The sequence below is a fragment of the Nonomuraea antri genome, from assembly GCF_013283785.1.
In the GTDB taxonomy this organism is placed as follows: Bacteria; Actinomycetota; Actinomycetes; order Streptosporangiales; family Streptosporangiaceae; genus Nonomuraea; species Nonomuraea antri.
Genome location: NZ_JABCPZ010000031.1, coordinates 56,586 through 68,279 on the forward strand (window position 1 = coordinate 56,586; position 11,694 = coordinate 68,279).

The 11,694-nt window shown below is 69.9% G+C and carries 11 protein-coding genes and 1 pseudogene; 4 read left to right on the forward strand and 8 right to left on the reverse strand.

All coding sequences use genetic code 11. The features are described 5' to 3' along the window. Positions 1-43 precede the first annotated feature (43 nt). Positions 44-1,711, forward strand: a complete 1,668-nt coding sequence (locus HII36_RS13290) for an FAD-dependent oxidoreductase (protein ID WP_217369470.1) — start codon at positions 44-46, stop codon at positions 1,709-1,711. Here the strand turns inward: HII36_RS13290 and HII36_RS13295 are convergent. From HII36_RS13295 to HII36_RS13305, 3 genes are all read right to left on the reverse strand, one after another. Next, positions 1,671-2,288, reverse strand: a complete 618-nt coding sequence (locus HII36_RS13295; protein WP_173523447.1) for a LysE family translocator — start codon at positions 2,286-2,288, stop codon at positions 1,671-1,673. The two genes, HII36_RS13290 and HII36_RS13295, sit on opposite strands and share 41 nt — an antisense overlap. A 120-nt stretch (positions 2,289-2,408) precedes the next feature. After that, on the reverse strand, positions 2,409-3,242 hold the full coding sequence (locus tag HII36_RS13300) for a GNAT family N-acetyltransferase (RefSeq protein WP_173523448.1): 834 nt from the start codon (positions 3,240-3,242) through the stop codon (positions 2,409-2,411). Positions 3,243-3,415: 173 nt separating this feature from the next. Then, positions 3,416-3,958 carry a TetR/AcrR family transcriptional regulator gene (locus HII36_RS13305; protein ID WP_173523449.1) on the reverse strand — a complete coding sequence of 181 codons (543 nt, stop codon included), beginning with the start codon at positions 3,956-3,958 and terminating at the stop codon, positions 3,416-3,418. Positions 3,959-4,013: 55 nt separating this feature from the next. Here HII36_RS13305 and HII36_RS13310 point away from each other — a divergent pair, with 55 nt between their 5' ends. After that, positions 4,014-4,745: an SDR family NAD(P)-dependent oxidoreductase gene (locus HII36_RS13310; RefSeq protein WP_328807701.1), complete on the forward strand. Its 732-nt coding sequence runs from the start codon at positions 4,014-4,016 to the stop codon at positions 4,743-4,745. Positions 4,746-4,844: 99 nt separating this feature from the next. Continuing rightward, positions 4,845-4,976, forward strand: a pseudogene (locus HII36_RS58610) (IS630 family transposase); the annotation flags it as partial. A gap of 191 nt (positions 4,977-5,167) precedes the next feature. Here HII36_RS58610 and HII36_RS13315 read toward each other — a convergent pair. After that, positions 5,168-5,581: a hypothetical protein gene (locus HII36_RS13315; RefSeq protein ID WP_173523450.1), complete on the reverse strand. Its 414-nt coding sequence runs from the start codon at positions 5,579-5,581 to the stop codon at positions 5,168-5,170. 472 nt (positions 5,582-6,053) lie between these two features. Then, complete coding sequence (locus tag HII36_RS13320; RefSeq protein WP_173523451.1) at positions 6,054-6,911, reverse strand: LysR family transcriptional regulator; 858 nt, start codon at positions 6,909-6,911, stop codon at positions 6,054-6,056. Positions 6,912-6,982: 71 nt separating this feature from the next. Here HII36_RS13320 and HII36_RS13325 point away from each other — a divergent pair, with 71 nt between their 5' ends. Further along, positions 6,983-7,789, forward strand: a complete 807-nt coding sequence (locus HII36_RS13325) for an alpha/beta fold hydrolase (protein ID WP_217369471.1) — start codon at positions 6,983-6,985, stop codon at positions 7,787-7,789. Between the two features lie 785 nt (positions 7,790-8,574). On the opposite strand, the gene HII36_RS13330 is transcribed toward HII36_RS13325, so the two are convergent. The 3 genes from HII36_RS13330 to HII36_RS56540 all read right to left on the reverse strand — a co-directional run bounded on the left by HII36_RS13330 (position 8,575) and on the right by HII36_RS56540 (position 11,247). Continuing rightward, on the reverse strand, positions 8,575-9,522 hold the full coding sequence (locus HII36_RS13330; protein ID WP_173523453.1) for a quinone oxidoreductase family protein: 948 nt from the start codon (positions 9,520-9,522) through the stop codon (positions 8,575-8,577). Between the two features lie 214 nt (positions 9,523-9,736). Then, positions 9,737-10,678: a Vgb family protein gene (locus tag HII36_RS13335; protein ID WP_328807702.1), complete on the reverse strand. Its 942-nt coding sequence runs from the start codon at positions 10,676-10,678 to the stop codon at positions 9,737-9,739. Next, positions 10,672-11,247, reverse strand: a complete 576-nt coding sequence (locus HII36_RS56540; RefSeq protein ID WP_328807703.1) for an ATP-binding cassette domain-containing protein — start codon at positions 11,245-11,247, stop codon at positions 10,672-10,674. The genes HII36_RS13335 and HII36_RS56540 overlap by 7 nt, the downstream gene beginning before the upstream one ends. Positions 11,248-11,694: the final 447 nt, after the last annotated feature.

An 11,694-nucleotide genomic window follows, 5' to 3' on the forward strand; every position in this document is an offset into this window, starting at 1 on the left:
CGCTATCTTGAAATGAGACACGTATGTCTCATGGAGGATGGTTATGCGCTGGGATCACAGCTATGACGTCGTCGTGGTCGGCTCGGGCGCCGCGGGCCTGGCCGCCGCGCTCACCGCGCGGTTGCGCGGGCTGAGCGCGCTGGTGGTGGAGAAGACCGGCAAGTACGGCGGTTCGAGCTCGCTGTCCGGCGGCGCGATCTGGGTGCCGGGCAACCTCTACCTGGACGGCACCGCGCTGCGCGACAGCAAGGACGACGCCAGGACGTACCTGAAGGCCACGGTGGGCGACCGGGTGCCGCCGGAGCGGCTGGAGGCGTACCTGGAACGCGGGCCGGAAATGGTGCGCTATTTCCACGACAACACTAGGCATGTGCGCTTCGAGTACACCCCGGGCTACTCCGACTACTTCCCCGAGCGGCCCGGCGGGCGGCCGCTCGGCCGGTCGGTCGAGCCGTCCCTGTTCGACCTGCGCAAGCTCGGGCCGCTGCGGGCGACGATGCGGCGGGCCGAGCTGCCGACGTACGGCATGGTGATGAACTCGCGCGAGTTCCACAAGGTGAACATGATCGCGCGGACCTGGCGCGGCCGGCGGGTGGCGGTCAAGATCGGGCTGCGCGCGATCTGGTCGCTGCTCAGCGGCGCCCGCTACGCCTCGCTCGGCGAGGCGCTGATCGGCCGGCTGCGGCTGTCGCTGGCCGAGGCGGGCGGCGAGGTGTGGGTGAACACGCCGTTCGAGGACCTGGTCGTCGAGGACGGGCGCGTCACCGGCATCCACGCGGGAGGCAAGGCCATCCAGGCGCGCGGCGGCGTGATCCTGGCCGCCGGCGGGTTCTCGCACAGCCAGCCGCTGCGCGAGACGTACCTGCCGCAGCCAACCGACGCGGCCTGGACCTCGGCCGCGCCCGGTCAGACCGGCGACACGATCGCCGCCGCGCTGGCCGCCGGGGCCGAACTGGACCTGATGGACCGGGTCTGGGGCATGCCCACCGCGGTACCGCCCGGCGAGGCGCCGGTCTTCCTCGTCACCGACCGCGCCGTGCCCGGCATGATCATCGTGGACGGCCGCGGCGAACGCTACGTCAACGAGGCGGTGCCGTACCACGAGTTCGTGGACACCATGTACGCCAAGGACGCCGTACGTTCGTGGATGGTCATCGACCAGCGCACCAAGAACCGCTACCTCATGCTCGGCCACTTCCCCGGGCAGCCGTTCAAGAAGGCGTGGCTGAAGAACGGCTTCATCAAGAAGGCCGAGTCGGTGGAGGCGCTGGCCGGCCGGATGGGCGTCGACCCGGTGCGGCTGAGCGCCACCGTCAAGCGGTTCAACGAGCAGGCGCGCCAGGGCCGCGACGCCGACTTCGGCCGCGGCGACAGCGCCTACGACCGCTACTACGGCGACCCGACGCTGCCCAACCCCAACCTGGCGCCGCTCGACAAGGGCCCGTTCTACGCGATCCCCATCGTCCCCGGCGACATCGGGACCAAGGGCGGCGTGGTCACGGACGTCCACGGGCGGGCGCTGCGCGCCGACGGCACCCCCGTCGAGGGCCTGTACGCGGCCGGCAACGTCTCGGCGGCGGTCATGGGCGAGACCTACCCGGGGCCGGGCGCCACGCTCGGACCTGCGATGACCTTCGGCTACGCCGCGGCCACCCACATCAAGGACACGCTCAGTCCTGGAACGCCAGGCGAACGCCGAACCCCACGATGACCACGCCCGTTACCCGGTCGAGGAACCGGCGCACCGCCGGGGTCCTGAGGAAGCCGCTCATCAGCGTGGCGAAGCCGATCAGCAGCGTGCTCCACAGCAGCCCCTCCACCACGTGCACCCCCGCCAGCGCCAGCCCCATCAGCGCGTGCGGGGCCTCGGCCGGGATGAACTGAGGGAGCATGGCCACGTAGAACGCGCCCACCTTGGGGTTGAGCAGGTTCGTGACGAGGCCGCGGGTGAACCCGCGCCCGAAGCCCTCCGGCTTCTGGTCGGGCGACTCGGCGGCCTCCTGCCTGGTCAGCAACATCCGCAACCCCATCCAGACCAGGTACGCCGCCCCGGCCCAGCGCAGGACGTCGTAGGCCAGCTGGGAGGCGGCGAACAGGGCCGACAGGCCGGCCGCGGTCAGCACCCCCCAGGCCAGGGTGCCCAGCTGCACGCCCAGTACCACACCCCAGGCTGACGTCCGGCCGGCGACCAGGGACGTGCGCAGGATGAGGGCCGTGTCGAGGCCGGGGGTGATCGTGAGCAGGGCGACGACGGCGGCGAACGACCAGATGGAACCTGCTATGTCCATAATCGGCAGGGTATCGCCCCGGGGGCTGGCCGCCCGGCTTCCACCGGGGCCTTCCCCTGGGGCCTTCCCTGGGGGGCGGCTGCTCGGCTTCCCCCGGGCCGGCCACCGAGCGCTCCGGGGCTATTCGTAGCGAGCCCGGCGGGCGATCACCTCGAATCCGAGGCCCTGGAAGAGCGCGGCCGAGGCCGGGTTGTTGACGTTGATGTCCAGGAAGGCCTCGCCGGCCCCGTCCGCGCGCATGCGATCGAGCGCGGCGACCGCGAGCGCCTTGGCGAGCCCGCGCCGCCGCCACTCGGGCACCGCGCCGACCTGGACCAGGAACCCGGCCGCACACGTCACGAAGCCGACGGGCATGCCCCCGGCACGCGCCACCAGCGAAGCGCCGGGCACGAACTCGTCGTCGACCAGCCAGTCCACCCACTCGGCCTGAGACCAGCCGGGAAACCCCGGGCGGTCGGCGAACGACGCGGAGTAGGCCGTGTAGAAGGCCGCCTCGGTGTCCGGCGACCATTCCTCGATCTCCAGCCCGTCCGGCAGCGGGACCTCAGGGAGCGGTCGGGACAGGTCGAGGCGGTAGACGTCCTCGGCGAAGGTCTGGCGGAACCCGCGCGCGACGAAGAGCGCGTGCGCCTGCGGGGTCAGGGACTCGGTCTCCAGCCGGACCGGTTCCTTGGTCAGCCGATCGAGCAGGTCGGAGCCCAGGCCGCGGCCCCGGTGGTCCGGGTCGACCAGCCCGGTCGCCGCCGACGTCTCGCCCACCGGCCGCACGGCGCCGCAGGCGATCAGGCGACCGTCCTCGAACGCGCCCACCGCCGGCCCGGCGGTGTACCTGCGCTCCAGGAAGGAGGGGGACGTCGTCGCCTGAAGCCCGCCGTCGTGCGCCATGCAGCGGCGGGCGAGCTCGACGATCGCCGGCAGGTCCGCGGCGGACAGATCGGCCCACTCGATGGTCACTGTTGACTCCTTTTCATGTGCGAGTGACCGAGTATGTCACCGGCCATGCAGGTAGTTCATCGGCATTTCCGCCCCCCACCCGCGCCTTGGGCACGCCTTGGGTGCGCCCCACTCGCCGTGCCCCATCCGCGCCTCGGCCGTCGTGGGATGTGCGTGCGGGGGACCTCGAGTGGTCAGGCGCGGGAGCCGTCCAGGAACACCGAGACGATCGTGTCGGTGGCGTCCTCGACGCCCAGCTCAGAAAGCGGCGGGATGCTCAGCGCGCCCAGCACGAGCGAGCCCAGCAACGTGGAGAGGTGATCGGCGGGCAGGTCGGCGCGCAGCAGCCCGTCACGCTGCCCCCGCTCGGCCAGCACCCGCAGCCGCACCCCCACCTCTTCCTCCTCCGGCCACAACTGCGCCCGGTGGCGGCTCACCACCCAGAACTCCCGGCCCACCGTGAGCAGCGCCCGGACCATCCTGGCCAGCCCCTCGCGGACCGGCACCCCGTCGATGCGGGCGGCGTCGATCACCCTGATCGACTCTTCTGCCGCGAACCTGCCCAGTTCGACCAGCAGGTCTTCGCGATTGGCGAAATGGCGGTAGAGGGTCGCGCGGCCGACCCCGGCTGCGGCGGCGATGTCGGCCATGCCGGCGCGCTCGTGGGTACGCAGCGCCGAGGCGGCGGCACGCAGGATCGCGTCCCGCGTCCTGGTCATGGAATCGGAAGTCGTCATCGACAGTTATCCTAGACGAGACACAACTGTCTCATAATGAGACATAGGAGGAGACGTGGAGCGTTTCGCAGGTAAGAACGTCCTGCTGACCGGGGCGGCGACGGGCATCGGAAGGGCCACGGCACTGCGCCTGGCCGCCGAGGGCGCCCGCGTGTTCGCCGTCGACCTGAACGAGGCCGCGCTGGCGGAACTGGCCTCCGACGCCGTGATCACGCACGTCGCGGACGTCTCGGACGAGACCTCGGTCCGGGAAGCCGTCGCGCGGGCGGCGACGACGCTGGGCGGCATCGACGCGCTGGTGAACGTGGCCGGCATCCACAAGACCACGCCCCTGGCCACGCTCACGCTGGCCGAGTTCCAGCGGCTGCTCGACGTGAACCTGCTCGGCACGTTCCTGTTCTGCCGCGAGGCCATGCCGTACCTGGTGGCGTCCAAGGGCGTCGTCGTCAACACCGCCTCGACGTCCGCGACGCACGCGCACCCGTTCATGACGGCGTACGCGGCCAGCAAGGGCGCGGTGCTCGCGTTCTCCCTGAGCCTGGCGGCGGAGGTCGCGCCGAGCGGCGTGCGCGTGGTCGCGGTGTCGCCCGGCGGCGTGGTGACCCCGCTGATGACCAGCGTCGCCTTCCCCGAGGGCGTCGACGCGTCCTTCTACGGACGCATCATGCCCCAGGTCGGCTTCGGCGATCCGGAGGCCATCGCGGGCACGATCGCCTACGCGGCCTCGTCGGACGGCGCGTACCTGACGGGCGTCGAACTCCGCGTGGACGGCGGCTCCCACGTCTGACGGCCCCCCCGCCGACCACGGGACGACCATTGGCATGGTCAGGTAGTGCTGTGACCAGATCGGGTGAAAGGTTCGGACTGCCCGGCGTGAGCGGGCGGCCATCCCCACGCCGTCCAAACCCGGGCCCTGCATGCCGCCTACCTGCACTGGCGCTACGCCAACGCCCGTCGTCCCGATGCGCCGGTCGCTCAACGCCGCGAGCGCGCCCGGAGCCGCAGTGAGAAGGGCATCCACCGGCGATGCCCGGCGACGTGGGTGGGCGCGGATCCCGCCGGTGCGGTAACCCTTGCCGGCCACCAGGTGATCAGGCGGACCCGCGCCACGGCCCGCACCTACTCGCGGACCCCAGATGGCCGGCAGGACCTGCGCCCAACGCGTGGAGCCATTGACGTCGCCGCCGCCAGACCGCCCTCCAAGTACTGCTACTTCACTCCCCAGACGATGACATCACGTTCGATCCACCAGTCGTTCGCATCCGTTGAGTCATGTATCTTTTCCACGCGGAGCGAGGCGGTATTCCCGTCACTTGTCGTAAGGCATAGCAGCGAATTCACGCCGAACCCCTTCGTCGCGCCACCCGCACCTGCCGGCCTGATGCTGTCCACGATATTCCAGGCGTTAGTGCAGGATCGAGAGTCCGCCAGCCGAGATTGATTCAACGGATCAAGACTTAGGTCAGCGGTGTTGTCGTCGGCCCCCACGCTGATCGTGTCGATGTCGAAGCCGTCCTGAGCGAACGTCAGCCGTGCGGTGCCTCTCTCGATGACCTGGGCAGTCGGCGACGGGCTCGATGCATCCTGCGGACTGGTGGTCGATGTCGCCCCAGACGAATTCACGGGTTTCATCGGAGAAGACGGCGAAGTCGATCTCAGGAGAGTTTCAGGCGTTGCCGCGGGAGCGGACAAAGTGTCGCCCTGCCATATTGCGAATATGTCGGCCAGCGCTCCTATTATCCCAGCTACAGCGCCAATCACCGGTATCGGCCCACGGTGATTGCCGAGAACTCGGGCTACTCCAGCTGCGCAGCCATCATCGAGGACATCATTCGCTCGATACAGAAGGCCGCCAACGCCTAGCGCATCGCCTCAAAGACGTCACTGCAGATCGAGATTGACCGACTGGATCCGCTGATGGCCGTCGTCTGGGCCAAGGTTTGTCCGGTGAGGCGCCACCGGCACTGACGATGTGGCGCCTGCCTGCCAATCCGCCACCGGATCCCGTCGATCAACTGCCGCTGTCCCCGAGCAATCCCTTCGCATGTCGCAAATAGACAGCTCACCCGCTACGGACAGGAATGACGTCGTCGCATCAGCCGGGACCGGCCAGGTCGAGGAAGGCCCGTACCGCCGGCCCGCAGTCGTCCGGTGACAGGACGGCCAAGGCCAGCGTCCGGGTGAGGCGTGGTTCGAGCGGTCTGGTCACCACCGCGCCGAGTTCGGCGGGCAAACCGAGCGTGGGCACGATGCTGACGCCCAGGCCCGCGGCCACCATTTCGAGGATGGCCGATTGGCCGCCGGCCTCGTAGGCGATGTCGAGCCGCGCGTCGGCCTGTCGGGCCGCGTCGGTGATGAGCGGTCGGCAGCCCGCCGTGGTGAGGATGAACGGCTGCCCGGTCAGGTCGGTGATGTGGATGGTCTCCCGCTCGGCCAGGTGATGTCCGACCGGCACGACGGCGACCATCTCATGGGTGTCCAGCGGGATCGTGTACAGGCCGGGAGCCGGGAGCGTGACCACGCCGACCTCGGCCGCGCCTCCGCGTAGCCAGCCGCGGACGTCATCGTCGGCCCCCTCGAACAGACGCACCTGGACCTGGGGGTAGCGATCGGTGAAGGTCCGCAGCCGGTGGACGATGAGGGTGCCGGTGGCGCTGGGCAGGCTGGCCAGGCGCAGCGGCCCGGTGACCTCGCCGGCGGCGTCCGCCACCTCCGCGCGGATGAGGTCGAAGTGGCGCAACGCCTCGCGAGCGCGGAGGTGGGCCCGCCGCCCGGCCTCGGTGAGCGCGATGCCGTCGGCGTGCCGGACGAACAGCGGGGCGCCGAGTTCGCGTTCGAGGCTGGCGATCGCGCGGCTGACGGCCGGTTGGGACATACCGATGAGGTCCGCCGCCGCGGTGAAACCGCCGTGCTCGGCCACCGCGATCAAGGCCCGGAGCTGCGTCAATGTCATAGCCCCATACCCTAAGCGGTATTTGACCGGGGGCAATCCATTCCCCGATGGTTATGGCCATGTCCACACGTATGACGATCGACGTTGACGGCCGTACGGCCAGCTATCTGACGGCGGGCGAGCACGGCCCGCAGGTCCTGCTGCTCCACGGCACCTACTGGAGCCGGGTCTGGCTCCCGGTGCTCGACGAGCTGGCCGCGGCCGGGTTGCGGCCGGTCGCGGTCGACCTGCCCGGCCTGGGCCGCTCGGAGGGGGAGTTGACGCTGGAAACGGCCACCGTCCCCGCGCTGGCCGCATGGGTGACGCGGTTCGCGTCGGCGCTCGGCATGGACGCGCCGGCCGGGGTGGCCGGGCACGACATCGGCGGCGCGATCGCCCAGCACCTGCTGGTCGGCGGCGAGCTGACGGTTCCCCGGCTGGCCCTGGTCAACTCGGTGACCTACGACTCGTGGCCGGTGCCCGGCGTACGGCGCTACCGCGACCCCGCCGTGGTCGCCGGCACGAGCGTGGACGAGCTGATCGCCGCCCGGCGCGTTGCCATCTCCACCGCCTTGGCGCGGCCTGCCACCGAAGAGGAAATGACCGACTATCTCGACCCATGGCGCGAACCGCGCGTCGGGCGATCCTGGATGGCGTTGGCCGGCGCCGCCGACTCCCGCTACACCCTCGACCTCATGCCCGCCCTGCGTGCCTATGACGCACCGAAACTGCTGGTATGGGGCGAGGACGACACCTTCCAGCAGGTCGGCTACGCGCAGCGCTTCGCCGAGGAGGTGCCGAACACAACGCTGGTGCGCGTTCCGAAGGCGGGCCACATCCCCATGGAGAACGACCCCACACTGGTCGCCCACACACTGGCCGCATTCTTCCTCAAATGACCAGGCTGCTCTCCAGCATTTCTCCCTGATCGACTTTCCTCTGACCCGCCGCCGCAGCACCCGGTCGTCCGTGACGACGACCAGCGCACCCCGGTGGGCCGTCGAGCGCCGTCTCCAACTCCTCCACCAGCGTCAACGACAGGTGGTTCGTCGGCTCGTCAAGCAGCAGCAGGTCGCCGTCTCGGAACCAGCACTTTCGAGGAAACGTATTCGGGCAGAACCGTCTGCTGGTAGTCCGGTAGAGCGATTGGTCCGCCCCCGTCAGAACCCCGGGAGCCAACCGGGAGGCCGAGACGAGGGCGGGCACGATCGGTCGCCCGGTCCGCCGGTATCCGAACGGCCGCCCAGAACGCCAGCCGCCGAGCAGTCGCCCGGTCTTCCAGCGTCGAGCGGCCACCTGGTCGACCGTGTTCGAGTGGTCGCACAGAGGGCTGGTGGCCGTGCGGTCGCCCGGTCTTCCAGCGTGGAGCGGCCGCCTGGTTGGCCAGCGTGCTGTCAGCGTCGAGCGGTCGTTCGGCCCGCCCGTGTTCGAGCGGCCGCCCAAAACTCCGGCGGCCGTGCGGTCACACAGCCTTGCAGCGTTGAGCAGCCACCTGGCCGGCGAGCGCGTCGTCAGCTTTGGGTGGCCACCCGGTCGGCCAGTGCGCCACCAATGTCGAGTGGCGGCGCAGGCCGTCCGCAGGCTGAGGGGTTGCTCAGACCGCCATGACCGAGCGGCCGCCCAACCGCTCAGTGGCTGGGTGCGCCGTGGGCCCCGTCCGTATTCGCCATGGGGCCCTCGCTCGTCAAGGGATCAGCAGGAGCTTGCCTGTTGTTCTTCGGGCGGCCAGGTCCTCGTGGGCCTGTTGAGCGTCCGCCAGTGCGTAGCGTTGTGACACATTGATGGTCAGTTGGCCCGATGCGATCCACTCGAACAGGTCAGATGCCCGCCATGACAACTCCTCGCGAGAGGCGATGTAGTGCGTCAGCGTCGGCCTGGTCAGGAAAAGTGAGCCGCTGCGGTTGAGTCGCTGCGGGTCGAGTGGTGGCACCGGGCCGCTTGCCGCGCCGTACAGGGCCATGAGGCCGCGTGGGCGTAGCACCTCCAATCCGCCGTCGAATGTGGCCGCGCCCACGCCGTCGTAGACCACGTCGATCTTGCCGCGCAGTGCCTCGGCGAAGTTCTCGTAACGGAGCACCTCGTCCGCGCCCGCCGCGCGGGCCAGCTTCTCCTTCTCGGCGCTCGACACCGTGGTGTACACCTTGGCGCCCCTGAGCTTGGCCAACTGGATGAGCAGCTGCCCCATTCCGCCCGCACCCGCGTGCACGAGGACGTGATCCCCTTCGCGTACCTCGTGGGTGGAGTGGGTGAGGTAGTGCGCGGTCATGCCCTGGAGCATCGTGGCGGCGGCCACTTCCGCGCTGACGCCCTCGGGCACCGGCACCACCCGCTCCGCTCGCACGACGGCCTTCTCGGCGTAGCTGCCCAGGATGTTCGCCCAGGCCACCGTGTCGCCGACGGCCACGTCCCGCACCCCGTCACCCACCGCTGAGACGACTCCGGCGCCCTCGGATCCGATCACGGCGGGAAGATCGAGCGGATACGCGCCCGAACGGTGGTAGATGTCGATGAAGTTCACGCCGCTGGCCGCGACGTCCACCACCACCTCCCCCTCTCCGGGCGCCGGGTCGGGACGCTCGACGTATTCGAGTACTTCGGGACCGCCCTGGGCGGAGACGACTATGGCATGCATGCTCCTAGTCAACTCCGCCCGCGACCGCCTATTCCACCCGACCCTGCCTTGTCCCGCACTCAGCGTCCGCCCCGCCATGCACTTAATGCCCGCCTCAGGCTGATGTTCGATGCCTTGCCTCCGCCTTACGTTCGACGCCTCATGGTTAACGCCTCGTGGTTAGCGCTTCACGGCTAATGCCCCACGGCTAAGGCCCCATGGTTAACGCCTCCGCTCAACGCTCCGACTCCGCCCCGCGCGTTGCCCGTGCTGCTGAGGTGGGGATGCGGGCCAGGGCGCCGGCTTCCAGGGCGGTCCAGATGGCGCCGTCGGGTCCGACCGTCAGCCCATGCGGCTCGGCGGGTTGTTCCAGGATCGGCGAGGTGTCGTCCGGTAGGGCGCCGTCGAGTGGTGGGGTCTCGAAGAGAGGGTGTTCCTCGATGGCTCCGTCAGCAGTGATGCGGCCGAGTCGGCCGGCGCCCCATTCGGTGAACCAGAGGGCGTCGTCGGGCCCGGCGATGATGGCGTGCGGACGGGCCTCCCGGTCGGGGAGCGGGAACTCGGTGATGTTCCCGGACGTGTCGATCCGGCCCACCTGCCCGGCGCCGATCTCGACGAACCACAGGGCGTCGTCCGGACCTCGGGTGATGCCCACCGGACCCGCGCCCTGGGTCGGGAGCGGGTGCACGGTCACCTCGCCCGACAGCGACAGGCGGCCGATCGCGTTGGCCTGGTTGAGCGTGAACCACAGCGCGTCGTCGGGTCCAGTGGTGATGAAGGACGGCATGCTGCCCGCCATCCCCACCGCGAACTCGCTGCGCTCCCCGTCGGGGCCGATGCGGCCGATGCTGTCAGTCCGCATGTCGGTGAACCACATGGCGCCGTCGGGACCCACGGTGATCCCGTACGCTCCGGTCGCGGGATAGGACGTCAGCTCGCCGTTGACGGTGATGCGGCTCACCTTGCCGGCTTTGCCCTCGGTGAACCACATCGCCCCGTCGTTCCCCGGAACGATCACCATGGGCATCCCATCGGACGACTCCAAGGGAAAGGACACCGGCTCCTGGCCTGGCACGAGCCGCCCGATGCGCCCCTGGTGCACCAGCGTGTACCACAAAGCGCCATCGGGACCGGTGGCGATGCCGTACGGCGTGCCGTCGGAAATCATGGTCAACATACGCGTCCCCCCGAAACCTCGATCGACTTTCCTCTGAACCGCCGCCGCAGCGCCCGGTCGTGCGTGACGATGACCAGCGCGCCCCGATAGCCGTCGAGCGCCGTCTCCAACTCTTCCACCAGCGTCAACGACAGGTGGTTCGTCGGCTCGTCGAGCAGCAGCAGGTCGTGCTCGCCGGTCAGCAGCCTGGCCAGCGCCAGCCGCCGCCGCTGACCCACGGACAGCGTGCCCACCTTCTGGTCGAGCGTCTCGGCGGCGAACAGGCCGGTGGCGAGCAGCGCGGCTCGGCGTTCGTCCGGGTAGCCGTGCCCGCCGTAGGCGGCGAGCACGGTCTGGTCGGGGTCGAAGTGCACCTCCTGCGGGAGGTACCCCACCCGGCCGCGAGCCTGCTGTGCGAGCGCTTCGAGCAGCGTGGTCTTGCCTGCGCCGTTCGCGCCGTGCACCAGTAGCCGATCGCCCGCTCTGATCGTCAGCGACCGCACTTGCAGGCGGTCGCAGACCTGCGTGTCGCGCAACTCCACGAGCACGCGCCCGGGCGGTCCCATGACTGCTCGCGCACGCTGCTCCACCGCTCCTTGTGCACGTGGGTTCACCATTGCTTGTGCACGTGGGTCCGCCACTTCTTGTGCACGTGGGTCCGCCACTTCTTGTGCACGTGGGTCCACCGCTCCTTGCGCATGTGGGTTCACCACTCTTTGCTCTTGCGGTTTCACGACCGCTTGTTCGTGCTGCGCCCCGGGGGCTTGGGTACGTGGCTTCTTGGGTGCTTGCTGGCGCGTATCCGCGAGCAGCTGCCCCTGGGTGGCCCTGGGCGCTGGCTCATGCGGGTCTGCGGTCGGCTGCTCGGTCAGGCCTGCGAGGGGGCGTGAGTTGTGGGTGGGGCGTTCCTGGTGGGTCATGGGTCCGGCGCCGGAGTGGTGTCCGTGTGCGAGTGGTTTGTGCTGGAGTGATGGGTGGCGGTGGGGCGGGAATGGTGTCCTGGAGGGCCCGGTGGAGGGCTTTGCGGTGGTTGCGGG